Origin of the sequence: Pseudophaeobacter sp. EL27 (genome assembly GCF_900313025.1) — a bacterium.
Lineage (GTDB): Bacteria > Pseudomonadota > Alphaproteobacteria > Rhodobacterales > Rhodobacteraceae > Pseudophaeobacter.
The window spans coordinates 123,623-149,902 of the sequence record NZ_OMPQ01000013.1; the positions used below are offsets into that span (position 1 = coordinate 123,623).

The 26,280-nt window shown below is 59.2% G+C and carries 22 protein-coding genes; 12 read left to right on the forward strand and 10 right to left on the reverse strand.

Annotated elements, in window-relative coordinates:
* Positions 1-86: 86 nt before the first annotated feature.
* Entirely contained in the window at positions 87-1,736 is a 1,650-nt protein-coding gene (locus tag ED661_RS15750; RefSeq protein ID WP_122074884.1) for a class I SAM-dependent methyltransferase, read from the reverse strand.
* A gap of 341 nt (positions 1,737-2,077) precedes the next feature.
* On the opposite strand from ED661_RS15750, the gene ED661_RS15755 reads away from it, so the two are divergent.
* Positions 2,078-3,280, forward strand: coding sequence for a hypothetical protein (locus ED661_RS15755; RefSeq protein WP_122074886.1), 1,203 nt, complete (start codon positions 2,078-2,080; stop codon positions 3,278-3,280).
* A gap of 77 nt (positions 3,281-3,357) precedes the next feature.
* Here the strand turns inward: ED661_RS15755 and ED661_RS15760 are convergent, their stop codons facing one another.
* From ED661_RS15760 to ED661_RS15800, 9 genes are all read right to left on the reverse strand, one after another.
* Positions 3,358-4,392, reverse strand: coding sequence for a c-type cytochrome (locus ED661_RS15760; RefSeq protein ID WP_122075456.1), 1,035 nt, complete (start codon positions 4,390-4,392; stop codon positions 3,358-3,360).
* Positions 4,393-4,498: 106 nt separating this feature from the next.
* Positions 4,499-5,791, reverse strand: a complete 1,293-nt coding sequence (gene soxC, locus ED661_RS15765) for a sulfite dehydrogenase (protein ID WP_122074888.1) — start codon at positions 5,789-5,791, stop codon at positions 4,499-4,501.
* A gap of 111 nt (positions 5,792-5,902) precedes the next feature.
* Entirely contained in the window at positions 5,903-7,600 is a 1,698-nt protein-coding gene (gene soxB, locus ED661_RS15770; RefSeq protein ID WP_122074890.1) for a thiosulfohydrolase SoxB, read from the reverse strand.
* A gap of 114 nt (positions 7,601-7,714) precedes the next feature.
* Positions 7,715-8,566 carry a sulfur oxidation c-type cytochrome SoxA gene (soxA, locus tag ED661_RS15775; protein WP_122074892.1) on the reverse strand — a complete coding sequence of 284 codons (852 nt, stop codon included), beginning with the start codon at positions 8,564-8,566 and terminating at the stop codon, positions 7,715-7,717.
* Between the two features lie 75 nt (positions 8,567-8,641).
* A complete protein-coding gene (gene soxZ / locus ED661_RS15780) occupies positions 8,642-8,971 on the reverse strand; it encodes a thiosulfate oxidation carrier complex protein SoxZ (RefSeq protein WP_122074894.1) in 330 nt (109 codons plus the stop codon).
* Positions 8,972-9,038: 67 nt separating this feature from the next.
* The gene (soxY, locus tag ED661_RS15785; RefSeq protein ID WP_054462692.1) at positions 9,039-9,458 is read right to left on the reverse strand and encodes a thiosulfate oxidation carrier protein SoxY; all 420 of its coding nucleotides are present in this window, start codon (positions 9,456-9,458) and stop codon (positions 9,039-9,041) included.
* Between the two features lie 50 nt (positions 9,459-9,508).
* The gene (gene soxX, locus ED661_RS15790) at positions 9,509-9,985 is read right to left on the reverse strand and encodes a sulfur oxidation c-type cytochrome SoxX (RefSeq protein WP_122074896.1); all 477 of its coding nucleotides are present in this window, start codon (positions 9,983-9,985) and stop codon (positions 9,509-9,511) included.
* 125 nt (positions 9,986-10,110) lie between these two features.
* On the reverse strand, positions 10,111-10,704 hold the full coding sequence (locus ED661_RS15795; RefSeq protein ID WP_174214190.1) for a thioredoxin family protein: 594 nt from the start codon (positions 10,702-10,704) through the stop codon (positions 10,111-10,113).
* Positions 10,705-10,770: 66 nt separating this feature from the next.
* Positions 10,771-11,508 (reverse strand): cytochrome c biogenesis CcdA family protein, encoded by a 738-nt coding sequence (locus ED661_RS15800; protein ID WP_122074898.1) that lies wholly within the window; start codon positions 11,506-11,508, stop codon positions 10,771-10,773.
* Between the two features lie 177 nt (positions 11,509-11,685).
* Here ED661_RS15800 and ED661_RS15805 point away from each other — a divergent pair, with 177 nt between their 5' ends.
* The 11 genes from ED661_RS15805 (at position 11,686) to mdoH (ending at position 26,141) form a co-directional block, all read left to right on the forward strand.
* A complete protein-coding gene (locus tag ED661_RS15805; protein ID WP_371412456.1) occupies positions 11,686-12,063 on the forward strand; it encodes a hypothetical protein in 378 nt (125 codons plus the stop codon).
* Between the two features lie 81 nt (positions 12,064-12,144).
* Positions 12,145-12,486, forward strand: coding sequence for a helix-turn-helix transcriptional regulator (locus tag ED661_RS15810; RefSeq protein WP_122074902.1), 342 nt, complete (start codon positions 12,145-12,147; stop codon positions 12,484-12,486).
* A 214-nt stretch (positions 12,487-12,700) separates the two neighbouring features.
* Positions 12,701-13,759 (forward strand): YeeE/YedE family protein, encoded by a 1,059-nt coding sequence (locus tag ED661_RS15815; RefSeq protein ID WP_122074904.1) that lies wholly within the window; start codon positions 12,701-12,703, stop codon positions 13,757-13,759.
* A gap of 153 nt (positions 13,760-13,912) precedes the next feature.
* Entirely contained in the window at positions 13,913-15,943 is a 2,031-nt protein-coding gene (locus ED661_RS15820; protein ID WP_122074906.1) for a PhoX family phosphatase, read from the forward strand.
* Positions 15,944-16,135: 192 nt separating this feature from the next.
* Positions 16,136-16,702, forward strand: a complete 567-nt coding sequence (locus ED661_RS15825; RefSeq protein WP_122074908.1) for a DUF302 domain-containing protein — start codon at positions 16,136-16,138, stop codon at positions 16,700-16,702.
* Positions 16,703-16,877: 175 nt separating this feature from the next.
* Positions 16,878-18,497 (forward strand): thiamine pyrophosphate-binding protein, encoded by a 1,620-nt coding sequence (locus ED661_RS15830; RefSeq protein WP_122075460.1) that lies wholly within the window; start codon positions 16,878-16,880, stop codon positions 18,495-18,497.
* Entirely contained in the window at positions 18,484-19,713 is a 1,230-nt protein-coding gene (locus ED661_RS15835; protein ID WP_122074910.1) for a CaiB/BaiF CoA-transferase family protein, read from the forward strand. The genes ED661_RS15830 and ED661_RS15835 overlap by 14 nt, the downstream gene beginning before the upstream one ends.
* A 297-nt stretch (positions 19,714-20,010) precedes the next feature.
* Complete coding sequence (locus ED661_RS15840) at positions 20,011-21,375, forward strand: tetratricopeptide repeat protein (protein WP_122074912.1); 1,365 nt, start codon at positions 20,011-20,013, stop codon at positions 21,373-21,375.
* Positions 21,376-21,457: 82 nt separating this feature from the next.
* The gene (locus ED661_RS15845; RefSeq protein ID WP_122074914.1) at positions 21,458-22,738 is read left to right on the forward strand and encodes an OpgC family protein; all 1,281 of its coding nucleotides are present in this window, start codon (positions 21,458-21,460) and stop codon (positions 22,736-22,738) included.
* Positions 22,735-24,243: a glucan biosynthesis protein gene (locus ED661_RS15850; RefSeq protein ID WP_122074916.1), complete on the forward strand. Its 1,509-nt coding sequence runs from the start codon at positions 22,735-22,737 to the stop codon at positions 24,241-24,243. The genes ED661_RS15845 and ED661_RS15850 overlap by 4 nt, the downstream gene beginning before the upstream one ends.
* Positions 24,244-24,287: 44 nt before the next feature.
* A complete protein-coding gene (gene mdoH / locus ED661_RS15855; protein WP_122075462.1) occupies positions 24,288-26,141 on the forward strand; it encodes a glucans biosynthesis glucosyltransferase MdoH in 1,854 nt (617 codons plus the stop codon).
* Positions 26,142-26,280 lie beyond the last annotated feature (139 nt).

Here is a 26,280-nt window from a genome sequence, read left to right on the forward strand (position 1 = left end):
TGGAAAAGGCCGCAGTAGCGCCCACTGCGGCCTTTTCCTATTCAAATCAGGTCAATTGCCATCGCGGATGGAGGCAGACACCTCGCTTATGCGGCAGCCTCATGGTTCGCCTGTGACGCTGCTGGTACCGGGAGAGCCTCTTCCGACATCTCGGTCTCTGCCACCTCTGACATAGCAGCGTCACCGGTCCCAGCCGGGATCAGCCCCAGCATCTTGCACAGGGGGAAACGTCGCGCTGCAAAGGCTGTTGCGCGGGCCTGCAAAACCGCAAGGTTTTCTTCATCTAGTTCCAGCACGCGCCCTTCATGGTTCAGACGCTGCCCCTGCGCTGACAGGATGCTCCAGACCAGAGAAGCCCATTCCATGGGGTCCTCCTTGCCTTCGCTATAGGCCAAAAGGAACAACTGCTCAAAGCGATCCAGCTCCACCCCGCCGCCAGTGACTGGCGAGGCCAGGAAGCGCAGCGTCTCGCTGTCTTCAGCCCGTTTGCAAACCGCCAGATTAAAGGCCTGACAGCCCGCCAGGCGACCCTCTGCGCCTTCCAATGGCAGACAGGGTGACAGAGTGCCCGAGCCGACAAGGATCGTCAGCAAGCGGGAGATCTCCGCCCAGGTCATCTGGCCAAAGGCGCCCTGATCCAAAAGGCTGCGCACAGTGGCTGGCCCCGACCTAAGAGCCTGAAGAATTGGGCCGTATTGCGCCTGATCCAGTGCAATCTCCCCCTGTCGCCAGGACAGCTTTATAGGTCCACCGCCAAAGCGTTTCACCAGTGCAAGTGGGGTTTCGAACCAGGCCCCAATGGCCCCGCGTTCGGTATGGCGGCGACCGCCCTTTACAAACAGATCCGAGCGAAACTGCTCATTTACCAGAACATCCCGCAGGCTTTCACGCCGCACCGGATCGCTTTCACCGTCAAGCACTGCAATTTGCTCAGCGGTCAGGCAAATGTCATCGACATGGTCCATCACGCAGGTCGGCCCCAGAAAGTTCAACTTGGCCTCTGACAGCCCCCCTGCGAGATCAGCAAAATGAAACGGTGTCCAGTCAGCGTTGAACATTTCATGCGCAAGATAGTTTGCTGACATCTTCCCGGTGTTCTTCAGCCCTGCACTGGCCATGGGGTTTGATTTGAAATACTGCGCCCCCGCCCCTTCCAGGGTCTTGGCGAAATTCAAGGCTTCACCGATCCGCTCTTCCAGAGGCCCGGCGCCCTGTGCGGCGCGGTCCAGCAGAATGCGCCGCAATGGCATCATCGAGGCCCAGGCAGACAGGGAGTTATAGCTGACATAGACCATGCCGCCAGATTTCAATCGTCGGCTGATAAAATCAATGATCAGCTGCTGGTTTTCCTCTGAAACCCAGCTCATCACCCCGTGCAATGCAATCACGTCGAACTGCTTGGGGAGGCTGTCTTCTTCCTCAAAATCTGCAAAGGAACGTTCATAGAAGTGGACGTTGTTCAGATCTGCCTCTGCGGCCAGATCGCGGGCACCGGCAATATGTGCCGGGTTAAAATCCATTGCATGAAAATCAATATGCGGATTGGCTGCCGCCAGTACGTTCGCCGTGAATCCCTGCCCGCAGCCCAGCTCGCAATAGGTCAAACCTGGCTGTGCCAGCCCATGCTTTTGCCCCTTTGAAGTTGCAGCCAGAGCCATAGCTGTGGGCGTCATGTCATGGAAAAAGTCATGAGTATAATCAATTTCGGCCACGTAGCCGGAAGTCCAGTCACTCATAGTTTACCTCTTGGTCTGTCTAGAAATATGACGCGTTGGGACAAACTGTCTAAAATTGGTGATGAAGTGGTTAAGGTCACGCTATTTCGATTCAATTTTGTTGGCCGCCACAGGCCCCGCGGCTGGGAGGCATCCCCTCGGGGTGCGCTGGACTAGCCCAGGCATCAGCCAGAGCCACAGTTTTTTGACCGGTAACCAGAGCCTGTGTCAGCACCCTCCTAGGTCTTGCGCCGATCAATATAAACCACCTATGATTGCGATTCTTTCTAACCACACTACAAAGATGCGGTGTCGGTCACAGGGATACTCATCAATTTTTGGCCACTAATTCGGGGATGTAAATGTTTAGCTATTTCACAAACTCGCCACGCAAAAACTCCAACCTGCAGATGCTCTACCAGTTTCGCGACACCCTGCAGGCCAATCTCTTATCCGTGCCCGCAGATGATGCCGTAATCTCTCCCACCATGGCAGCCCTGCGCAACAAGACGCAGCAGATTCTCGATGCAGCGACCTTTACCTGGGCTGCGGCCTATCAAGCCGAAAAGATGTTGGCCCATATTCGGCCCAAAGAATCTTTGACCATAGAAATCACCAAACAGATTTCTGCCCTGGCAAAACTCGACCTCAAAGCCGCAGATCTGTTTAGCGAGGAACTAAAGGCGCTTACAGGCCAGGCGCGCCCCAAAAAGGGCGCGCAATCTGACCCCGCAGTGCCCCCCGCAAAAGCTTCTACTCCAGAGACACAGCCTGAGCAGCCAGCCCCAAAACCCAACGAGAAAGAAGCGCCCCCTAAAAACAAACAAACCATCCCAGCAAAATCCAAGCCCCTACAGGCAGACGCCGCCACGGCTGGTGCCGCAGTTGAGACACCTAGTCAGAACGACTCTGAGGAAAGCCCTGACATCTTGGCCCTGCGTCACCTGCTGGAACGGGTGCTCAACGATGTGCACTGGAAGTATTCGCAACGCTATTACATCCGGCTCATTGTTGATCGCTATTCTATGTTTGTGTTCTTTACAGGCGCCTTCCTGGCACTCCTGTTCTTTGGCACCCTGCTACTCATTGGCTACATGGACAAAGGCACGCCCGATGTCCTGAACTGGTCTTTTTCAGGCTTTTTCCTCGTCGTTGTGGCAGGGCTGCTGGGCGCGAGTTTCAGCGTGTTGAATCGTGATCGGTCGGTGATCGAGGGGAAGTCGATTGAGGAAACAATGCTGCAAACCGGATTTGCCAATGTCTTTTTGCGCATTGGCATCGGTGGGATCAGCGCCGCGATTTTATACTTCTTCTTTAATGCCGGATTGCTCACCGGAACACTCTTGCCCAATCTGGAGACCATCGGCTTTACCCCCCTTTCCAACACCGACACCAATACCAAACCACTCGGCATTTTGGTGCCCAATGCGGATCTCAGCAAACTTCTGGTCTGGAGTTTTATTGCCGGCTTCTTTCAGCAGTTTGTTCCCAATGCACTCGACCGGGTCAAACAGGGTCAGGAAAAGCCGGAACCAGGCAAAGGGTCTGAAATAGAGAAGAACTAAACCACCATCAGGGCGTTCAGAACAAAAAGGGGCGGATCAATTCCGCCCCCTTTGCCATCTCTCAAACCAGGTGAAGCTCAGTCAAAGCTTCTGAGATAGGCGATAACGGCTTCGATATCGCGTTCCTTGCGCAGGCCGGCAAAGGACATCTTGGTGCCCTTCATGAACTTGCGAGGCTTGGCCAGGAATGCCGCCAGGGCCTCTTCATTCCAGACCAGACCGTCTTCGCCAGCGGCCAGCATCGGTTTGGAGTATTTAAACCCCTCGACCTCGCCTGCACTTGCGCCAAAGATGCCATTCAGGATCGGGCCTGTGCTGTTCTTGGCGCCCTCACCAACCTTGTGGCAGGCCTTGCACTTCTTGAACACCTTCGCACCCTTAGCGACCAATTCCGGATCCAGCGCCACTTCTTCGACCACGGGTTCTGCTGCCGCTTCAACCACGGCCTCTTCTGCGGTGGGCGCTTCGACTGCGGCCTCTTGAACCACGGCTTCGCTGGTCTCTTCTTCTGGCGTCACATCGAGCACCCGCGCCCGCATGGTGATTTCCACGCTGTCCTTACAATCGGACATGCAGGGCGCGGCCTTCCAGAAATGCGCCTCGCTTTGCAGTCGGTCATCCACAAAGAACCCTTCGGCATTGGGCAGCTCGACATCGGCAAATGTCTCGTTTGAGAGCACAAAATCATCATCCACCAGATCGTTGGAGTAGAGGATATAGGCCACGATGGCATAGACCTCATCCGCTTCCAGCGTCTGCGCCGCGCCAAAGGGCATCGAACGGTTCACATAGTCCCAGGTGGTGGACAGATAGGGCCAGTAGGAACCCACCGTTTTCAACGGATCCTCATGATCCAGCGTGCCCTGCCCGCCGGCCAGTTTTGGCCAATTGTCGACGCCCTCGGCAAAGTCCCCGTGGCAAACGGCACATTTCTCGGCAAAGACTTCTTCGCCGGTCAGCGCATCACCAGATCCAACCGGCAGACCGGTGCCATCAGGGGAGACATCAATATCCCAGGCGGCAATCTCTTCCGGCAGAGCGGGACGGCCAAGGCCGTATTCCCCTGCAGTTGCGGCAGAGGCTGCAACGATGAAAGAGGCCGCCCAAGCCATACCCCGTCCGGCCGCAAGGCCGGGCAGCGCCCGTCCGCCCCCCTGGGCGGGCGCTTCGCTTTCCGCCCGCGGCCGGGAGCCGCCCTCATTGTTGCCCATCAAGACTTCAAGAAACTTCGACATTTTCTGCCTCCCCATCTGCCTTGACCCACCAGGTCTGGATGGCGTTGTTGTGATAGATCGAATTGAGACCGCGCACCGCGCGCAGCTCTGTCTTGGTCGGCTGCACATAGCCGGAGCTGTCGCGCGCCCGGCTTTGCAGCAGCATTTCCGAGCCGTCCCAATTGGTATCGAGGTAAAAGCGCGTCAGCGCCTTGTCAGTGCCTGGCGCACCCAGACGCGCCTGGGTCCAGGTCTTGCCACCATCAATCGACACATCGACGCCAGTGATCGCACCGCGACCGGACCAGGCGAGCCCGGTGATTACCAAGGGGCCCTTGCCATGGGTGATCGGCGCCTGCGGGCTGGGGCTAGTGACAACGGATTTGGCATCCATCTCCCAGGTCCATTTCCGGGCCGAGCCATCTTCCATGGTGTCGGTATATTTTGAGGTCTCCTCGCGGCTTTCCACCGGGCCATCCATGACCTCGATGCGGCGCAGCCACTTGATCCACATATTGCCTTCCCAGCCGGGCACAACCAGTCGCACCGGATATCCGTGCTCCTTGCGCAGGGCCTCGCCATTGGCCTTAAAGGCCACCAGCACATCGTCCAGCGCCTTTTCCAGCGGGATGGAACGCCCGTTCGAGGAAGCATCTGCGCCCTCGACATAGACCCATTTGTCCTTGAAATCACCCGCTGCCGCCAAGCCCGCTTCTTCCAGCAGGGTGCGCAGCGACACACCGGAATATTCCATATTGTGGATCATGCCATGGGTAAACTGCGCGCCATTGAGCTGTGCGCCCGCCCATTCCATGCCGGAGTTGGCAGCACATTCGCAGAAATACACCCTATTCTCGCGCGGGAAACGCTCCAGATCGGCATAGGAGAACACCAAAGGTGTATCGACCAGGCCATTGATCATCAGGCGGTAGTCCTGCTTGGTCAGCTCGATGGCGCCGGAGTGGTGACGCTCAAAGGCGCAGCCCTGCGGGGTGATGGTGCCGTCGAGCGCGTGAATGGGCGTGAAGTTGATCGAGGAAATCGTATCCGCCGTCAGCCATTCCACATTGCGGCGCACCACGTCCTGTTCAAACTGGATTGGCATACCGTAAGGCGCGGCATCAACGCCGTCACCCAATCCGCTGGCCCAGTCCTGCACCTCGGTGATCAGGGGGTCCGGTGTTGCGGCCTGTGCTGCCTGGCTCGTGCCAACGGCGGCGGCCCCTACTCCGGTTGCCGCCGCACCGGCCAGAAACTGGCGGCGTGAGGGGGCAAAATCATCTGCTTTATCGCTCATCTCTTGTCTCCTTACATCGACAAATTCATCATTGTGAATTCATCAGCGCAAAAAATTTTGATCATCAAACGCCTTGCCAAAAGGATCTATGGCAAGGCGTCGGGGCGGGCCTTAGGCGCCGACCACGTTGACCGATGTGTTGGGGGTGACGGAAACCGTTCCCTGTTTGCGAATGTGGTCCTCGACCACATCCCAGATCATTGGGCCTTCGGTGCCCTCGTTGACGCTGGCCCAGCCAGAAACCACATAAGATTTGCTGGCGTCGATTTTCTCACCGGTTTTCAGCAGGGTCATTTCACTGATGCGTTCGCCCTGTGGCTTGGTGATATCAATCCGGTAGCCCATGCCACCAATGCGGACCATATCGCCGCCCTGCTGGTAATAGGGATCGGGGTTAAAGATGTTATCGGCCACATCCTCCAGAATCACCTTGATGAATTCACCCGTCATTTCTGAACGATAAGCAGCGCCGTAGCTCATCGAAGTGACGTTCCAGATGTCTTCGCGGGTGATGTCATCGCCTGGGTTCAGTGAGGGCCCCCAGCGCACGCCCGGCGACATGGCAATATCGGCCTCGCGCTCGCTCAGCAGCGCGTCACAGATCAGATCATCCCAGGTGCCGTTGAAGTTGCCACGACGATAGAGCAGCGAGTCGGTCTTGCCGATCACCTCGGACAGTTGATCCGCATAGGGCGCGCGCTGCTCGTCGATCAGTTTCGAGATCACCGGGTCGGGCGCAATCACATCCGAGAAGATCGGGATCAGCTTGTGGCGAATGCCCATCATCTGGCCGTCGCGCACATCCAGGTCAACGCGGCTGACAAATTTACCGTTGGATCCCGAGGCGATGATATGGGTTTTGCCCACCAAAACCGGCTCGGGCAGCGCGTCATGGGTATGGCCGGACAGGATCACATCAATGCCGGTGACCACACCGGCCATTTTCTTGTCGACGTCAAAGCCATTGTGACTCAGCACCACAACCACATCGGCACCGGCGGCGCGGACCTCATCGACCATTTCCTGCATGTGCTCGTCTCGAATACCAAAGGAGTACTCCGGGAACATCCAGCCAGGATTGGCGATGGGCATATAGGGGAAGGCCTGACCGATCACCGCCACCTTGGCACCACCTCGGTCAAAGAATTTGTAGGGTTTGAACAGTTCGGCGGGCTCATCCCACTCGCTGTCAAAGATGTTCTGGCCAAGGGCAGCAAAGGGCAGGCCCTCGACAATCTCGTTGACGCGATCAGAACCCAGGGTGAACTCCCAGTGGAAGGTCATCGCATCGGGTTTCAGCGCGTTCATTACATTGACCATGTCCTGACCAGCGGTCTGGTGGCAGGTGTAGGAGCCATGCCAGGTGTCGCCGCCATCCAGCAGCAGCGCATCGGGGCGATCCGCACGGATGGCATTGATCACGGTGGCAACGCGGTCCATGCCCCCGACCCGGCCATAGCCCTGCGCTAATGAGGAGAAATCATCATGGGTCAATGCATAGGCAGAGGGGCTGCCATCGGCGATGCCATAGGCCTTGCGGAAGTCCGCGCCAGTGACATGCGGCACATGCCCCTTGTTGCCACCAACGCCCAGGTTGACCGAAGGTTCGCGGAAATAGATCGGTTTCAGCTGCGCGTGAATATCAGTGATATGGATCAGGCTGATATTGCCAAAGGTGTCAAACTGCAGCAGCTGGTCCTGAGTCAGGCTCTGCTGCGCGGCCAGACGACCCCAGTTGCCAAAGCCAGAAGCGCCAACCAGAGCGGAGGCGGCCATCGATACCTGCAAAAAATCACGGCGCGAGATCATATCTATCTGTCATCCTGTGCGATCATAGCCAGCAAACATGATTCACATTCGCATCTATGAATTCGTTTAAAGCGAAACACCCCGCGCCAGCAAGGACGCGGGGTGTTGGTGTGTTTAGTTACGGACCGAGGGGCCTTCGACGGCCAGGCCGTTGCCGCGCGAGGCGACATAAAGCTCAAGTGCGACAAAATCGGACGAGCCGGGCTTGTAGGTCTCGGCGCGGGTGTCCCGCACGCAGCCTTTAAAGCGGGCATGCACGTTGTTGAGCTTGGCGTTTTTCAGACGGTAGGTTGGGAAACCGTTGATCTGGCCCTGGCTCAGGTGATCCGCGCGGATCATCAGCCCATAGCTGTCCTCGTGGCAATTGGCGCAGGAGAGTTCCAGCTGACCGGTGCGGGCATAGTACATTTCCTTGCCCTGCTCCCAGACCGACTGAACGGGACCGTCGATAGCCACATTGACCGGCATGCCACGCGATTGCACCGAGATCAGCGCTTCCATCGCAGTCATGTCACCGCCAGTGTATTTCCAGGCCTTGGCGCCCATCTGGTTTTCGCGGCAGTCATTGACCTGCATCGCCAATGTGCGAACTTCGCCAGCTGTCTCGTTCCACTTTGGATAGACCGCGCGAACGCCCGCCATGCTCTCCTCCACGTCATCATGGCAGGAAGCACAGGATTTGCCCTCGGAGCCGTCAGCGGTTTCCCAGGCGTCCATCGCCTTGTCGACAAAAACCATGGCGGGGTTTTCAAAATCATCCATCTGCAGAGCCTGGGTCTCATCCGAGCGGAAGTGCCAGCCCGACATCACCTCATCCATGACATCGGATAGATGCGCAGGAGCGGCGGTCTTGGTCACCAGGGTTTCTTCTTCGTTGAGTACCAGCGTGTCATCATCCGCATCCGCATAGGCGGAGAGCGGCAGGCTCAGTGCGACAGCAATGGCGGTAAGCGCCTTATAGTTCATTCCTTGTCCTCCCTTGGGTATCCACCCGGGCCACAGATGTGGCCAGGGTGCCGTGCCTTTGAGATCCGGAAGGGATCAGGCCATAGCGACCGATTTGGTCGCGTCGTAGACCGACCCATCATCGTCGTACCAGGTGAATTTGAAATCACCGGCTTCGGGCACGATGGCCTCGAACTGGAAATAGGGGTTGGTCGAAACCGCGGGTTCGATGGTGATGTCTGTCACCAGCTGACCGTTGAATTCGCAGGTAAAGCGATTGATGATCGAGCGCGGGATGATATTGCCCTCTTTATCCTTGCGCTGGCCGCTTTCCATCTGGTGGCTGATCAGGGTCTTGATGGTGATCGCCTCACCAGGGGTTGCCTTCTTGGGGACTTTGACGCGGGGTTTTACACCGGATGCCATGTCTTAAACTCCTTCGTATTCAGGCCGTATTGCAGGCCGTAATCGGGTATCAGCGGGGCTGAATGGATCAGCCGCCGCAACCGCCGATGGTCACTTTCACAGCTGCGCTTGCCTTGGCAAAGCTGCCGTCGGCCAGCTTGGCGATGGCTACCACATCCTGGGTGCCTGCAAGGCGGATCCGGGTGGAGGCAGACTGACTGCCAGCCAGCGGGCCAAAGTTGAAGGTTGCAACACCGGGGGTTGGGTTGCCGGTGGCCAGAACCATGATCGCGGTGGCGCCAGGCGCATCGACCGAGATTGGCACGGTATTGCCGTTTTCAGCAATCTCGGGCGCAGTCAGTTCAATTCCGGTGTCGGCCATGTCGGCACCACCAGTAAACTCGGCAATCCGATCATCAACGATGCTGGCACTGACGCGCAGTGGCAGGACCGTCATCACAGCAGCACCCAGGGCCAAGCCCAGGGTCTCACGGCGTGAGAACTCCATCATATGTCTCCTTTGACGTTTCATAAAGCGGCAGGGCGAGCGCCCTCGCTTTACTCTTCTTTTAGGGTCGCAATAAATGCGATCACATCTTCAATTTCCTGGGCCGACAGGATTGGTGTCAGCGCCTCGGTGGGGGCTTTACCAGTATAGGCGGCACCTGGACGAATAAAGCCTTCAACCTTGTAGAATGCAGGCATCATGGTGCCCTCAAAGGTCATCTTGGCATTGGTCATCAACCCGCGCAGCTCTGCCTCGGTCCAGCGATCCCCGGCGCCATCCAGCGAAGGGCCGATTTCACCGTGAAACGGCACATCTGCCAGGGCTGTCACCTGGTGACAGGCAACACAGTTGCCCAGCGATTTGGTGCCCGCGATAACGGCACCGCTTGCCGCATCGCCCGGCTGTCCGGTCAAGGAGGCTGCTACGGCGCCATCCTCGTTATACTGCACATCCTTAGGCGCGACCTCCGCCGCCAGGGTTACACTCCCGGTCAGGCACAGGGCCAGTGTCAGAGATAGTCTCTTCATGATTCCTCCCGTTGGCTGCCACTCGCCTCCTAGCGAGCTTAGCTGTTGTATACCGTAGGGCACCCGGCCTCGGAAACGCAACAACAAATTCAATAGTGTGAATTATTATATTTGTTCGTTTGCGCTCAATCCGCCGACCCATTGTTGCGCTCCGATATACGGCGCGCGTGGTAGCGTTGAAAATCTTCCCCGTTGTCAAGAAGATACCGCTTCTCTGTCACCCAGGTGAACATGTCAATCGTGGTTCCACCACCAAAGGCGCCGGGCATGATGGCGACTGATGCCTGCGCCGCCGTCTGCCCCTCGGCCACCTCTTCCGGCAGAAACAGAATCGTCGGGGTGAACATCACGCCCCATTTGCGCGCCATGTCTTTTTCCGACAGGGTCGCACCGTCAAAATCGGTGACTTCGACATCACCATAGAGGTTCATCTGCACCACAAAGTAGTGCTCTTCAATATATCCGCCAATTTCCGGACGCGGGAAAATCTCGGTGTGCATCTTGGTGCAATAGATGCAGCCGCGCTGTTCAAAAAACAGCACCAGACGTTTGCCCTCGGCATTGGCCTCTTCCAGATCTTCCCGCAGATCCTTGAAAGTCTCGCGCATCCAGGGTGTTTTATGCAGCCCGTCATCGCCCAGCTCAACGGCGGCAACATCCGAGGCTATCAGCGGCAGTGCCATGGTCAGGGCTGCCAGTTTCATCATCCAATGCTTCATCTATTCCCCTCCGGTTTTACATTAGTAACCACTCGCTACAATTCGGCCCCAAGCGGCAAAGCAGGATCACCCCAATGTCGCAAAGCCGGGCATCCAGCGGATCATCAGATCCGCAATCCAGCGCACCCCGCCGGTGACAATCAGCAGGGCAAACAGGATCAGCATGGCCCCCATAATCTTTTCCACCCAGTGAAACACCGCCCGGTGCCGCGCCACCCAGGCCAGAAACGGCTTTGCAAACAGCGCTGCCACCACAAAGGGCGCCGTCATCGCCGCGCCATAGACAAAGAGCAGCGCTCCGCCACGCCAGACCTCTCCCAGCCCCGAGGCCACCATCAGGATGGAGGCCAGAGCCGGGCCAACACAGGGGGTCCAGCCAAAGCCAAAGGCCAGCCCCATCAGATAGGCGCCCGCCAGACTTGATGGGTCCGCAGAACTCTCCACCCGTGCCTCACGGTACAGCAAAGGGATGCGGATCACGCCGAGAAAATGCAGGCCAAAGACCACCAGGATCAAAGCCGCGACATATGCGAGGATATCCATATACTGACCGAAGAGCTGCCCCAGCGCCGTCGCCCCCATGCCCATCAGCATGAAGACCGAGGTCACCCCAGCGGCAAAACACAGGGCTGCCAGAACCATACGACGCTGCGCTCCGGGCGCGATCTCACCGTCACTGCGCAGTTCCGCCATCGACAGACCACCCAGGTAGGACAGGTAAAAAGGTACCATTGGCAGGATGCAGGGGGTGAAAAAGCTCAGCAATCCGGCAAAAGCCGCCCCAAGGTATGAAATTTCCAGCATCACGGTTTTATGATCCTCCGAGCCACGGGCTCTGTTGGCGTAACACTTGTGTTATTCACATATTCAAATTATGTTGTATCAAGCCGCAATTTGCGGAAGCCGTCAACGGTTGAGGTCATGAATAGTCAAGGTTCACCTTTTGTAACGCGCCGCCTCTTTACAGCTGCGGCCCTGTCGATGGCTGCCGCGCTGTCTTTTGCCGCTGCCCTGCCCGCGCAAGCCGGTGAAGCCCTGGCTGCGGCCCCTGTGGGGCCTGAGCTGATCATGGTAGAGCAGGCAGGCTGTGAATGGTGCAAACGCTGGAACGACGAAATCGGACCAATCTACCCAAAGACGCGCGAGGGAGAATTTGCCCCCCTGCGCCGGGTAGATCTGCGGGCCATTCCCGATGACATAACGGTCCAACGTCGGGTGAGTTTCACCCCAACCTTCTTGATTGTACAAGACGGTCATGAGATGGCCCGTCTCGAAGGATACCCGGGGGAGGATTTTTTCTGGCCCCTGATCGCCAAACTGATGAGCAAGCATCTGGGGTTCCTGCCCGAAGGGGCTTAACAGCTTCAGAGCGCGCCGATACGATACTGTAAAACCGGGGGCCCGGCGCCAGCGCGCGCCGCCACCACAGGAGACAAGACAATGGCACTACCGCAATTCTCGGCCGATATGGCCCCGGAAGAGCTGGACAACATGGTGGACAATGCCACCACCGCCTCAAATTTTCTCAAGGCGATCAGCCATGAGGGGCGGTTGATGATCCTGTGCCATCTGGTCACCGGTGAGAAATCGGTAACCGAGCTCGAAGATCTGCTGTCGGCGCGCCAGGCGGCGGTGTCGCAGCAGCTGTCGCGGTTGCGGCTCGAGGGGCTGGTGGTGCCGCGCCGGGATGGCAAGGCGATCTATTACCGTCTGGCCGATGACCGTCCGCGCCGTATCCTCGAAGTGGTTTATGATCTCTTCTGCGCCGACAAGGCCGACTAGCCGCCAAAGACCTGATCCCCCCCAACCACCTGAAGCAGACGCCCAGCGCGCTGTTCAGGATGCAAAAACTCATTGCATTCAGGCATCCATTGACGCTTCACTGAGGAGATTGAGGCATCACCTGCCCCCCTGCTGCAGAGGCCAGAGACGGGTCACTGCAGCTGCATCGCTGGAGGCAAGGCTCAATAGCTTGACCCAGGAGGAGAGTTAGCCCATGTTTGATCTGTTCAGCGATCACCAACTGGTCACAGCTATTGGTCTTTTGGGTGGCATCCTGCTGGGGCTGGCGGCCCGATTGGGGCGGTTCTGCACCCTGGGCGCCATCGAAGACCTGCTCTATGGCGGCTCCTCCCATCGGATGCGTATGTGGGGTCTGGCCATTGGGACCGCAGTCATCGGTAGTTTCTCCCTCATCGGGTTGGGGCTGTTTGATGCCTCCCAGTCCTTCTACCTCTCGGTGCGCTGGATGCCCCTGGCCTCGATTGTGGGCGGGGTGATGTTTGGCTATGGCATGGCGCTGAGTGGCAATTGCGGATTTGGCGCCATTGCGCGGCTGGGCGGCGGTGATCTGCGCAGTTTCGTGATCGTTCTGGTGATGGGGATCTCCACCTATGTGGTGCTCACAGGCCCTCTGGCTCCGCTGCGTAACTTATTGTTCGAACAGCAGGATGTCACCAGAGAGGTGCCCCCGGGACTGGCGCATCACCTGGCTGCGCTGACCCATCTGCCGCTGGCCGGCATTGGTATTTTCACCGGGATCATTCTGGTGAGTGTCAGCCTATGGGATGTGGAGTTCCGCCGCGATCACAAGAGCCTATTCTGGTCTGTTGTCGTCGGCCTGGCAGTGGTCTCCGGCTGGGCGGGCACTGCCTATATCAACGCCCAGGGATTTGAGGCGCTGCCGGTTGTCTCGCATTCCTTTTCCGCCCCCTTGGGCGAAACCATCCTCTGGACCATGACCGGCAGCCTGCGCCCTCTTTCCTTTGCGGTGGGCTCCATCACCGGTGTCTGGCTGGGGGCCTTTATCGGATCACTGATCAAGGGGCATTTTCGCTGGGAAGCCTGCGACGATCCGCGCGAGCTGCGGCGTCAAATCTTTGGTGCTTCCATCATGGGCGCAGGCGCCGTCATCGCCATGGGCTGCACCGTGGGGCAAGGGCTCAGCGCCTTCTCCCTGCTCTCGCTCTCGGCCCCCGTCACCTTCTTGGCGATTTTTGCCGGGGCCGCCCTGGGGCTACGCCAGCTGATCGAAGGGTTTCGCAGCGCTGCCTAGACCTCAGCCCCCTGTTCGACACCTGGCCTATCGGTCTGTGACATTTCAAGGAATGCGTCATCTCCCCTAACCTGGCTGTTACAAATCCCCTTCATATCACCAGACACCTAACCGCACCCTCCTGCGCAGACCGTTTTGACAAAAGAGCCCGCCATGGACCACAAGCACATCACCGATGATCCTGAAATTGGCAACAAGGCCGAAGCCTATGAGGCCTTTGACGATATCCCAACCAACCCCAACCTGGAGGCCACCATCGGCGATGTGATCAATGCCCGCTATGGCCGCCGCGACCTGCTGCGCGGCATGTTGGGTGTTTCGGCTGCGGCCTCTCTGTTTGGCAGCTCGGCTCTGATCGCCCCCCAACGCGCCCTGGCCGCAGATGCGCGCAACAGCCGTTACCGCTTTGATGAGCTGACCCAAGGCAATGATCAGACCCATCACATCGCAGCGGGCTATGACGCCGAGGTGCTGCTGCGCTGGGGCGATCCGATCACCGCAGATGCGCCAGAGTTCGACGTGATGAACCAAAGCGCCGCAGCACAGCTGCAGCAGTTTGGCTATAACAACGACTATGTCGGCTTTACCCCCCTCAACGAGCAGGGCACCCGTGGTCTGCTCTGTGTGAACCACGAATACACCAACGAAGAAGTCATGTTCCCCGGCCTTGGGCGTCAGGACAAACAGGGCTTTGCAGGTATGACCAAAGAGCTGATCGATATCGAGATGGCCGCCCATGGTGGCACTGTGGTTGAGATCGCCCGTGATGCCGCGGGTAAATGGTCGCTAGTACGCAACAGCGCCTATAACCGCCGCATTACCCCCTTGCACACGGAGATGATCATTGATGGTCCCGCCGCAGGTCACAAACGCATGCAGACCAAGACGGATGCCACCGGCAAAGCCGTCATTGGTACGCTGAACAACTGCGCCGGTGGCATGACCCCCTGGGGCACCTGGCTGATGGCCGAAGAGAATTTCCACGGCTATTTCTGGACCGATAACCGCGACAGCAACGGCAAAGCGGATCTCTCCGCCCATGCCGATACCGCCAGTAAAAAACGCTATGGTATTCCCAGTGGCTGGTATGCCTGGGGGCAGTACTATGACCGTTTCAACATCGACAAAGACCCAAACGAGTCCAACCGCTTTGGCTGGGTGGTAGAGGTCGACCCCCGCAGCCCAAATTCAAAACCAGTCAAACATACCGCCCTTGGTCGGTTCCGCCATGAGGGCTGTGAGACCACGATTTCAACCACAGGCAAGCTCGTGGTCTATATGGGCGATGATAACCGCTTTGATTATCAGTACAAATATGTCTCCAATGGCACTGTGTCCCGCAGCGGGGGCGCCAATAGCGAGCTGCTGAGTGACGGCACCCTCTATGTTGCCCGCTTTGACGCGGATGGCACAGTGCACTGGCTGCCCTTGGTTCATGGTGAAGGACCTTTGACCGCAGAGAACGGCTTTGCCAGCCAGGCGGATGTGCTGATCGATACCCGGCTAGCCGCAGATGCGCTTGGCGCCACGCCGATGGATCGTCCCGAAGATGCCCAGCCGCGGGGCGATGGCACCGCATATATCATGCTGACCAATAACACCCGGCGCAAAACCGATCAGATCAATGCTGCCAATCCCCGCGCCAAAAACGCCTTTGGCCATATCATTGAAATCAAGGAAGAGGCGGGTGATCATGCGGCCACATCCGGCACTTGGTCTATCCTGGTGAGCTGTGGTGACCCAGATTTGGCCGAGGTCGGCGCCCAATGGAACCCACAAACCAGCGAGAGCGGCTGGTTCAGCTCCCCCGACAACTGCGCCTTTGACGCCCAGGGCCGCCTGTGGATCGCGACCGATCAGGGCAGAAAATGGGGCAAGACCGGGAAATCTGACGGGCTCTATGCGCTGGAAACCGAAGGGGATTTGCGCGGCCACTCCAAATTGTTCTTCCGTTGCCCCGTCGGCGCTGAGCTTTGCGGCCCCTACTTTACCGAGGATAGCGAGACGCTGTTCCTGGCGGTACAGCATCCGGGCACGGATGGCACCAAATCCCTCAAAGGGTTTGCGCGCGCCTCGACCTTTGAAGATCCGGCAACCCGCTGGCCGGATTTTGATCCCAAAATGCCGCCGCGCCCCTCCGTGCTGGTGGTCACCAAGACCGGTGGCGGCAAGATCGCGTTCTGATCGGATGGCCGGTAACCAGATCAGGATTTGGTACAATAAGACACAGGCTCGCCTTCCCCCCCCCGGCCAGAGCCGTCTGCCCTTAGCGCCCCTATCGCTATGTCACCACACTGAGACTTCACAGCAACGTGAACCGGGATCAATCCGATCCTTGCTAAAATTCCATCAGTCCTTGCACAAAGGAGTCCCAATATGCGCGCCCTGTTCCACGCACGCCCAGCCTCTCTTCGGATCCTGAAACAATCGCCGCGCTCTTTGGCGCGGGTCGGTCTTTTATCAATTTCCCAGGCGGTCCTGCTCGCCCTGGTCCTGACCAGCCCCCTCCTGTCTGCTTCCGCCCAGGCGGAAGAGCTGAGCAAACGTGATGGCTGGGTGATTTTTGAAAGCAGCAAACCCTATGAAACATTGCTGCAAGATCTGCGCGCAGCCGTAAAGGCAGAGGGGCTTGTTGTGGTCACCCAGGCGGGCCCGACCAAGGCCGCGGCCGCCCGTGGTATTACCATTCCCGGCAACCGGGTGGTCGGTGTCTTCAACAATGACTACGCGGTGCGCGTCCTGGCCCTCTCAACCGCCGCGATGATCGAGGCCCCTATCCGCTTCTATGTTACCGAAGTAGACGCCGCGCACACTCATCTCGCCTATAAACGCCCCAGTTTTGTTTTCTCCCCCTATATCAATGAAGGCGGCAGCCAGTTGGTGCGGATCTCTGCCGAGCTGGATCGCCGTTTTGCAGCCATTGCAGAGGTTGCCCTGCACTAACCTCTGCACCAGTGGTGCCCTCTCGCACAGCCAGGCTGGTGTCTCTGCTCTCTGTCCCAACAGGTCACCGTGAAGCCACAGTCTCTCACGCCCTGTCACAGAGCCGTGATACGGCTTGCACCCTGTTCCATAACCCGCGAATTCTAGCCTCCAGAAACAGTTGGATATCGAACACATGACACAGACCCTTCGCGCCGCCGACGTCCTGGCCCGCCGCCTCTATGAGGCTGGCTGCCGCCATGCCTTTGGCATGCCCGGCGGCGAGGTGCTGACCCTGGTGGATGCGCTGGTCAAGGCGGGCATTCGTTTTCACCTGGCCAAACATGAAAACGCTGCCGGGTTTATGGGCGAAGGTGCGCACCACAGCGACGGCGCCCCGGTGATCCTGGTGGCCACGCTGGGGCCGGGTGCGCTCAACGGCGTCAATGTGGTCGCCAACGCGCATCAGGACCGGGTGCCGATGCTGGTTCTCACCGGCTGCGTTGATGCCGCCGAGGAGCAAAGCTACACCCATCAGGTGCTGGACCACCGCGCTGTGTTCTCGCCGATCACCAAGGCCACGTTTCGGCTCGACGCCGAGGCCCCAGATCTGATCGCCGACAAGGCCGTGGCCATCGCCACCCAGCCCCGCAATGGCCCGGTGCATATTGACGTGCCGATCTCAGTGGCAGATGCCTCGGCAAGGGATCGTGGATCTCGCCGCGCGCCTGCCGCGCTGACCCAGCCAGACAATGCCACACTGGCGCAGGCGCATTCCTGGCTTTCCGAAGCCCAGCGCCCAATTGCCGTCATCGGCCTCGACGCTCTGCAGGAAGAGGCCGCCCCCGAGATCAAAAGCTTCCTCGAGCAGCACCAGATCCCCTTTGTCACCACCTATAAGGCCAAGGGTATTCTGCCGGAACTCCACCCGCTCTGTCTTGGCGCCGCCGGATTATCCCCGCTGGCAGACAAACATCTGCTGCCCCTGGTGCAACAATCCGATCTGATCCTCGCCCTTGGCTATGACCCTATCGAGATGCGCCCCGGCTGGCGCAATATCTGGGATCCAACCCGGCAGCGGATGATCGACATAACTCCTGAGGCCAATAGCCATTACATGCATCAGGCCAGCCTGGCGCTGATCACCTCGCTGAAGCCAACGCTCGAGGCTCTGGCCCCCTCAGCAGAGACCGCAGAGCTGCCCAAATGGACCTGCGGCGCCTTGAAAAAAGCGCAAAATGCTCTGACCGCCGCCTTTCCCACCACGGATGACTGGGGGCCGGCCGGGGTGATTGCCCAATGCAGTGCCAGCCTGCCCGCCAATACTCTCGCCACGGCCGACAGCGGAGCGCATCGCATTTTGCTCAGCCAGATGTGGACCTGCCAAGAGCCCCGTCAGCTGATCCAGTCCTCCGGTCTGTGCACCATGGGCTGTGCTGTGCCCATGGCCATTGGACGCAAACTGGCCGAACCCGACCGCCCGGTGGTGAGCTTTTCCGGTGATGCCGGCTTTTTGATGGTTGCAGGCGATCTGGCCACCGCCGTCGAACTCGGCGTCGCGCCAATTTTTGTGGTCTTTGTCGACGCCAGCCTAGCCCTGATTGAGCTGAAACAGCGTGGCCGCCAGATGGCCAATGCCGGGGTTGATCTGGGCCGCCATGACTTTGCAGCCATTGGCCGCGCCTTTGGTGGCAATGGCGTAACGGTGCGTAACCGCGCTGAGCTGGACAAAGCCCTGCAAGAGGCCTTGGCCTCTGATCGGTTCACTGTCATTGCTGCCGAGATTGAACCCGGAGGATATGATGGACGCATCTAACGCATTGCCCAAGGGCTGGACCGCCGCTGACAGTCTCGGCCATGGCGCGCTCAAAGGCGTCAAGGTTCTGGATCTTTCCCGCATTCTGGCAGGCCCTACCTGTACCCAGTTGCTGGGCGACCTTGGCGCGACTGTGGTCAAGGTGGAAAACCCCAAGACCGGTGGCGATGATACCCGCCAATGGGGGCCTCCCTATGTCACGGATGCCAATGGCGAACAGTCTGATCTATCCGCCTATTTCATGGCCGCCAACCGCAACAAACGCTCCATCGCACTGGATATTGCCAGTCCCGAAGGTCAGGCCCAGATCCGTAGGCTTGCAGCAGAGGCCGATATTCTGGTGGAGAACTTCAAACCCGGCGGACTGGCCAAATACGGGCTGGACTATGCCAGCCTGCGCGCCGAGTTTCCGCAACTGATTTATTGCTCTATCTCCGGCTACGGTCAGACCGGCCCCAACAGCTCCAAACCCGGCTATGATCTGATGGCCCAGGGCTATGGTGGCATCATGTCCCTGACTGGCGAGCCCGAGGGTCAGCCGGTAAAGGCCGGGGTTGGCATCGCCGATGTGATGTGCGGCATGTATGCCACCATCGGCATTCTCGCCGCACTGCAACACAAGCAGAACACCGGCGAAGGTCAACAGATTGATCTGGCCCTGGTGGATGCCCAGGTGGCCTGGTTGATCAACGAGGGGGTCGCCTATCTCAATACCGGCAAAGTGCCCCAGCGGCGCGGTAATGAGCATCCCAGCATCGTGCCCTATGGTCTTTATGAGACTTCGGATGCTCATGTGATCCTGGCGGTGGGCAATGACAGCCAGTTCCGCCGCTTCATGGAATTCCTTGGCCTGGAGGGGCTGGCAGAGGATCCACGTTTTGCCACCAATCCGGCCCGGCTTGAATTCCGTGCGGCGCTGAATGACATTCTGATCCCGGCGCTCAAACGTTTTACCATGGATGTGGTCATCGCCGGCATGGAGGCCCGCAAAGTACCTGCCGGGCCGGTGCAGAGCCTGGACCGGGTCTTTGCCTCCGATCAAGTTGCAGCCCGCGACATGGCGATTGAAATGCAGTCGGGCGCCGGACCGGTGCAGCTGCTGGGCAACCCCTTGAACTTTTCCCGCACTCCAGTGACCTATCGCCATGCGCCCCCCCAATGTGGCAGCGCAACAGAAGAGATTCTTCAGGCCGAAGATCCTTTTGCCGAGATCTGACACCCTACGAGCGTAGATCCCTCACTTCAGCCTCACCCTGCCGCCCAGGCCGGCCAGGCGAATGTTACAAAACCCAGCAAGCATCCGCTCCCCCGGCGGGTGCTTGCTTGGTTTTACCTCCACAAATCCTTAAAGACGCAAAAATCCGCCTGAAATGGCGGGGAAATTCACTTCTTACCCCCAATCAACACACATCCATTCACCAAAACGCGAGCGACGTCGCGCGGGCCACTTGGCTGGTTTAATCTTTGGAGAACAACAGTGATTTTGAGAACATAGGCAGAGATTGGACCCCCAATGACGCAAGACATATTTGGACAAGACACCAGCCTCAGCTGCGCCGCCGCCCAGACAAGCTGGGATTCGGTGCAGATGGGGGTGCTGGCCCATGCTGCTGCCACCGCAGATCACCTGGGCGCCGTTCTTGCCGCTGCCCCTGACTTTGCCCTGGCCCAGGCCATCAAGGGGCTCTCGGTGCTGATGCTGGGCCGCTCCGAACTTCTGCCCATGGCACAAGACGCGCTCCGGGCCGCAAAGCTGGGTTATGAGGCGGCGCTGCCGCGTGAACGTAAATATGTCGACGCCCTTGAGGCCTGGCTGGCGGGGCGTCCCTCGCGTGCTGTGGTGCTGATGGAGCAGGTGCTGGATGTTGATCCCTGTGATGCCCTGGCGATGAAGCTCAGCCATGGTATCCGTTTCATCCTTGGCGATTGTACCGGTATGCGCGCCTCTGTCGAGCGGGTGATGCCCGCCTATGCCCCGGATCACGCAGCCCGCGGCTATCTTTTGGGCTGTCATTCCTTTGCGCTGGAGGAAACCGGATCCTACGAGAAAGCAGGAATTGCCGGACGTCAGGCCCTGTGGATGGCGCCAGATGATGCCTGGGGATTGCATGCTGTGGCCCATGTGCACGACATGACAGGCGATGCCGCCGCAGGCCTCAGCTGGCTGGAGGGGCGTGAAGCAGCCTGGGCCCATTGCAACAATTTCCGCTATCACGTCTGGTGGCATAAGGCCTTGATGCATCTGGATCTGGGCCAGATCGATCAGGCCTTGATGCTTTATGATACCGAGGTGCGCAAAGACAAAACCGACGACTACCGCGATATTTCCAATGCCACCTCGCTGCTGATGCGGCTGGAGCTGGAAGGCGTCGCCGTCGGCAATCGTTGGGAGGAGCTGTCTGAGCTCTGCGCCAATCGCACCGAAGATGGCAGTCTGATCTTTGCCGATCTGCACTATCTGCTGGCTCTGTCCGGACGCAACCGCCAAGCGGAAACCCAGCAGCTGGTCCGCCGCATTCACACCGATGCCCGGACACGAGACACCGAAGCCCAGGAGCGCATGGCGACACCGGGCTGCGATGCCGCCAATGGGCTGGAGGCCTTTGGCGATGGCAACTATGCCCAGGCCTTTACCCACCTGTCCCGCGCCCGTGGCACCATGCAGCTGGCCGGGGGCAGCCATGCCCAGCGCGATGTCTTTGAACGCATGACAATTGATGCGGGGCTGCGCGCCGGGGAATTTGACGCGGTCGAGGTCATTCTGGACGATCGCCGCGCCAAACGCGCCGGCGGCGAAGACAATTATGCCCTGGCGCGTCGGCAACTCATCGCCGCTGGTCGAGACGGGCTTGACGTCCAGAGTATGCCAGCAGAATAAGCCACAAATTCAATGGGGTGCGCACCCCGCTCTGCGCATCCATCGTACCTGTTCAAGATAGATCTGTAAGGATAAACCACCCATGGCGGAAGTTTCGCCCTTTCCATCCCAAAAACAAGATCCGGGGCCAGCGGCCAACCGGACGGTTTCTCCTGGTGACATGGACCACATCAAAGCCGCAGCCCCGCGGGTGCGCGACCCCCGGCTCGATTTCTACCGGGGCATCGCCATGTTCATCATTCTGGTGGCGCATATCCCGGGCAATCGCTGGACCGGCTGGATCCCGGCGCGCTTTGGCTTTTCAGATGCGACCGAGATCTTTGTCTTCTGCTCCGGCATGGCCTCGGCGATTGCCTTTGGCGGATCCTACGCAAAACAGGGCTGGGCCCTGGGCTCGGCGCGGGTGGTATTTCGTTGCTGGCAGGTATTCTGGGCCCATATCGGGCTGTTCTTCTTTGTCGCCATGACCATGGCGGCGCTGGACACCTATGGTGCCTTTGACAAGACCTATATCAACTCACTGAACCTGCAGCATTTCTTCAACAATCCAGCGCCCAATCTGGTGGGGCTGTTCACCCTGACCTATGTGCCGAACTATTTTGACATCCTGCCGATGTATCTGGTGGTGCTGGCCCTGATGCCGCTGATGATGGGCGTTGAACGCATAGGTGTCTGGGCCGTGGCGCTCACCTCCGGGCTGATCTGGCTTGCCGCCAATCCCTATCTGATCGGGCTTGGCCCTGATGGCGCCTCGCTGCCGGCTGAGCCCTGGTCCGAACGGGAGTGGTTCTTCAACCCCTTTGGTTGGCAATTGCTGTTCTTTACTGGCTTTGCCTTCATGAAGGGCTGGCTGCCCAGGCCACCAGTCTCGGTCACTCTGGCGATCCTGGCTGCTGCCTTTCTGATTCTTTCGGCGCCCTTTGGCTCCTGGAAGGTCTATCTCTGGGTCAAGGCCGCCAGCCCTGATCTGGCCGAGGCAATCCGCCCGGTTTGGAAACTGACCGATGAGTGGCGCGAAAAGAGTGATTTTGGCCTGCTGCGCTATGCCCATTTCCTGTCTCTGGCCTATCTAGCTTGGCTGATTGCCGGGACCGGCGGCAAACGCCTGATCGCCTCGGGCCATTCGCTGGGCGCCCGCATCTGGGCAAAGCTGCTCACGATTATCACCAAGGTCGGCCAGCAAAGCCTTGCGGTCTTTGTGTTTTCCATGGCGCTGGCCCGGCTGATCGGCTTTACTCTGGACCAGACAGAGCGCGGTATCGCGATCACCGCCCTGGCCAATCTGGTAGGGTTTGCCCTGATCATCGGTTGTGCCTATGGCGCGGGCTGGTTCAAATCCCACCCCTGGAGGGCCAAACGATGAACCGCCGTGCCTTCCTCACTGCTGCACTCTCCTCCACGATGCTCAGCAGCTTGCCCGCCTTTGCAACCGATGCCGTGAAACCCGAGCCCTTTAGCCACGATCAAGTGGTGGCGCGCGCGCGGGCTTTGGCCGCCGAAGACTACGTCCCGCGTACAGAAGTACCACAGGACTGGCTCGATCTGTCTTATGATCAGTACAAGGCCCATCGGTTCCGCACCAAGGATGCGATCTGGTCCAAGAGTGACAGCAGCTACAATGTCGATCTGTTCTTGCCGGGGCTATACTTCCGCCATACGGTACAGGTGAACACCGTGCAGGCAGGCATGACGCGACCCTTTGGCTTTGACATGTCGCTGTTTGATCGTGGTGAGATTGCACCGCCGCTCAGCACCACAGGCGCGCTTGGCTATAGCGGTTTGCGGTTGCGTACCCAGCTGGACCAGCCCGGCAAAAAGACCGAGTTCTGCGTCTTTCAGGGTGCCAGCTATTTCCGTGCCATTGGGGTTGGTCAGGCCTATGGCCTGTCTGCCCGCGGCCTGGCATTGAAGACTGGCGACCCCATGGGGGAGGAATTCCCCGACTTTATCGAATTCTGGCTGGAGGCCCCCGGCCCCGAGCAACGCAGCATGGTGGTGCATGCGCTGATGGATTCGCCCTCCGTCACCGGCGCCTATCGCTTTACTGTCACCCCCGGTGCCACCACGGTGATGGATGTCGAGGCACGCCTTTTCCCGCGCGAGGATCTGGACCATGCCGGTCTGGCGCCACTCACCTCGATGTTCCTGTTTGACCGCACCAACCGCAATCGCTTTGATGATTTCCGCCCCAATGTACACGACAGTGACGGGCTATTGATCAAGAACGGCAACGGAGAGGTGCTCTGGCGTCCCCTGGCCAACCCCACCCATCTACAAATCTCCTCCTTTATGGATGAAAACCCCCGTGGTTTTGGCCTGATGCAGCGATCGCGCGCTTTGCAGGATTTCGAAGACTTTGAGGCCAATTACCACCGCCGCCCCAGTCTCTGGGTTGAGCCGCGTGGCGATTGGGGCAAAGGCGCCGTGACCCTGGTGGAAATCCCGGCAGATAAAGAGATCTACGACAATATCGTCGCCTATTGGCGCCCTCGTGACAGCGTCCCTGCCGGATCAGAGCTGCCGCTCTCCTATCGGCTCAGCTGGGGCACGGACCCGCAGATGGATCTGGCGCGGGTGATAGATACTGCCGCTGGCGCCCGCATCTTTGGTGAGCCGGGCCGTTTGATGACCGTGGATTTTGAAGCCCATCCCCTGCTGGAAGGCGATCCTGAGGATTTTGAAGTGCATCTCTCCTCGCCCCATGTGGAGACCAGCGAGGGTGTGTTGCAACGCAACCCTGCCACCGGGGGCTTGCGGCTGGCCTTCAGCTTTGCCCCCAATGCCGAAAACCATGTGGAACTGCGCCTGCAGCTGCGCCGGGATGGCCAAGCAGCCAGCGAAGTCTGGCTCTATCGGTGGACCGCATGACGGATCAGGTTTTGACCACTCCCCCCTTGGCTGCTGAGCCTCTGATGCCACCCTTGCAGCCACTGGCGATGCCAGAGCAGGATTTCACCGCGCCTTTTCGCGATGAAAATGCACCCGAGTTTGAGCCACCGCAGCATCTGGCCCTCTGGCGGTTGCTGGCCTTCTCGCCTGCGATGCTGGCCACTGCTGCGCTCACCTGGGTGATGCAGGGCTGGTTTGCCAAAGGCGGCTTTATGGCGCTGGAGCTGGTCTTGCTGGCGCTGATTGCCTTCAACTTCTTCTGGATCTGCTTTTCAGTTTCTACCGTGCTCTTGGGGCTGTTTTCGCTGTCCAAACGCGACCGCAGCCGCCCCGGTGGCAAGCCAGCTGCGATGCGGGTCGCTCTGCTGGTGCCTGTCTATAACGAGACCCCCTGGTATGTGCTGGGCAATGTGCAATCGATGCTGGAAGAGCTGCAGCAACGCGGCGGGCAGCATAGCTATGATATGTTTGTGCTCTCCGATACCCGCGATGAGGCCCTTGCCGAACAGGAACGTCTCAGCATTGAGGCCCTGCGCGCTGACCTGCCTGCGGGCATGGCGCTCTATTATCGTCGTCGCGCTGAGAACACCCATCGAAAGGTGGGCAATATCAGCGACTGGCTGCGCCGCTGGGGAGCTGGATATGAGGCCATGCTGGTTCTGGATGCCGACAGCCTGATGACCGGGCGGGCCGTTGCGCGGCTGAGCGATGCCCTGTCGCGGGATCCCAGTGCAGGTCTGATCCAGAGCTTCCCGCAACTCATTGGGGCGCAATCCATCTTTGGCCGCATGCAGCAGTTTGCCAATGGCGTCTATGGCCTGGCCCTGGCCGAGGGCCTGGCGCGCTGGACCGGGCATGAGGGCAACTACTGGGGCCATAATGCCATCATGCGCACCCAGGCTTTTGCCGCCTGTGCCGGGCTGCCGCTGCTGCGCTCGCGACTGACGGGTCGTGACAAGCTGATCATGAGCCATGATTTTGTCGAGGCAGGCCTGCTGCGCCGCGCCGGATGGCGGGTGCGGTTTCTGCCGCGTCTTGGCGGCTCTTTTGAAGAAACCCCACCGACTTTGATTGATCATATCCTGCGCGATCGGCGCTGGTGTCAGGGCAATCTGCAACATCTGAAGCTGCTGGGGGCCCGCGGCTTTTTTGCCATCTCGCGCTTTCACCTGCTGCATGGGGCCATTGGCTATCTGATGGCGCCGATCTGGTTTGCCCTTCTGGTGATCTGGGCGCTGATTGGCCGTGGCGAAGAAAGCTCGGTGATCCATTATTTCAGCGCCGCCAACCCCTCGCGTCCCTCTTGGCCCGATATGTCGGAACCGCGCCATGTGCTGGTAATCTTGCTGATCTACGCCATGTTGCTGGCCCCCAAGCTGCTGGCGGTCCTGGCGTTGGCAGTCACCAATGGGCGATTGTCGGACTATGGCGGCCCCGCCCGTTTTGCCGCTTCCGTGGTGGTCGAGATCCTGCTGGCGGTGCTCTATGCGCCGATCCTTATGGTGCAGCAGATGATTGCAGTGTTCCGCACCACCTTTGGCCTGCAACGTGGCTGGTCCCCCCAGGCCCGTGAGGGCGGGCGCTATGGGCTGGGCACATTGCTCAGCTGCCACGCGCTTGAAACCCTCAGCGGTCTGGCGCTCTGGGGCGGTATTGTCGGCGGGTTGGTCTCACTCTGGCTGGTGCCGATTGCCCTGTCTTTGGTGCTGGCGGTGCCACTCTCAGCGCTGTCAGGTCGACGCGCTGGCAACTCCAAAACCGGCTGGATGGCCACCCCTGTGGTCACATCGGAACCGGCGATAACCCAGGCCGCCGGGCGCTACCGCGCGCAGCTGAAACGGTACCTGGATGGCGCCAGTCGGCATCCCGCAGAATAACACAGACCTGCCTGCAACCTCTGCGAACGGGCACTTCGGTCAAAATCAAGCGCAACCGCATCCACCGCCCCATGGGCGGCGGATGCCCGGCCCAAGGCTTTGCCTCTCATCTCGCGATGAGAGGCAAAGGCGCGGGAGC

Coding starts and splice junctions, on each gene's coding strand:
- ED661_RS15750 (WP_122074884.1), bottom strand. CDS start 1,736: ATGAGTGACTGGACTTCCGGCTACGTGGCCGAAATTGATTATACTCAT.
- ED661_RS15755 (WP_122074886.1), top strand. CDS start 2,078: ATGTTTAGCTATTTCACAAACTCGCCACGCAAAAACTCCAACCTGCAG.
- ED661_RS15760 (WP_122075456.1), bottom strand. CDS start 4,392: ATGGCTTGGGCGGCCTCTTTCATCGTTGCAGCCTCTGCCGCAACTGCA.
- soxC (WP_122074888.1), bottom strand. CDS start 5,791: ATGAGCGATAAAGCAGATGATTTTGCCCCCTCACGCCGCCAGTTTCTG.
- soxB (WP_122074890.1), bottom strand. CDS start 7,600: ATGATCTCGCGCCGTGATTTTTTGCAGGTATCGATGGCCGCCTCCGCT.
- soxA (WP_122074892.1), bottom strand. CDS start 8,566: ATGAACTATAAGGCGCTTACCGCCATTGCTGTCGCACTGAGCCTGCCG.
- soxZ (WP_122074894.1), bottom strand. CDS start 8,971: ATGGCATCCGGTGTAAAACCCCGCGTCAAAGTCCCCAAGAAGGCAACC.
- soxY (WP_054462692.1), bottom strand. CDS start 9,458: ATGGAGTTCTCACGCCGTGAGACCCTGGGCTTGGCCCTGGGTGCTGCT.
- soxX (WP_122074896.1), bottom strand. CDS start 9,985: ATGAAGAGACTATCTCTGACACTGGCCCTGTGCCTGACCGGGAGTGTA.
- ED661_RS15795 (WP_174214190.1), bottom strand. CDS start 10,704: ATGAAGCATTGGATGATGAAACTGGCAGCCCTGACCATGGCACTGCCG.
- ED661_RS15800 (WP_122074898.1), bottom strand. CDS start 11,508: ATGCTGGAAATTTCATACCTTGGGGCGGCTTTTGCCGGATTGCTGAGC.
- ED661_RS15805 (WP_371412456.1), top strand. CDS start 11,686: ATGGCTGCCGCGCTGTCTTTTGCCGCTGCCCTGCCCGCGCAAGCCGGT.
- ED661_RS15810 (WP_122074902.1), top strand. CDS start 12,145: ATGGCACTACCGCAATTCTCGGCCGATATGGCCCCGGAAGAGCTGGAC.
- ED661_RS15815 (WP_122074904.1), top strand. CDS start 12,701: ATGTTTGATCTGTTCAGCGATCACCAACTGGTCACAGCTATTGGTCTT.
- ED661_RS15820 (WP_122074906.1), top strand. CDS start 13,913: ATGGACCACAAGCACATCACCGATGATCCTGAAATTGGCAACAAGGCC.
- ED661_RS15825 (WP_122074908.1), top strand. CDS start 16,136: ATGCGCGCCCTGTTCCACGCACGCCCAGCCTCTCTTCGGATCCTGAAA.
- ED661_RS15830 (WP_122075460.1), top strand. CDS start 16,878: ATGACACAGACCCTTCGCGCCGCCGACGTCCTGGCCCGCCGCCTCTAT.
- ED661_RS15835 (WP_122074910.1), top strand. CDS start 18,484: ATGGACGCATCTAACGCATTGCCCAAGGGCTGGACCGCCGCTGACAGT.
- ED661_RS15840 (WP_122074912.1), top strand. CDS start 20,011: ATGACGCAAGACATATTTGGACAAGACACCAGCCTCAGCTGCGCCGCC.
- ED661_RS15845 (WP_122074914.1), top strand. CDS start 21,458: ATGGCGGAAGTTTCGCCCTTTCCATCCCAAAAACAAGATCCGGGGCCA.
- ED661_RS15850 (WP_122074916.1), top strand. CDS start 22,735: ATGAACCGCCGTGCCTTCCTCACTGCTGCACTCTCCTCCACGATGCTC.
- mdoH (WP_122075462.1), top strand. CDS start 24,288: ATGCCACCCTTGCAGCCACTGGCGATGCCAGAGCAGGATTTCACCGCG.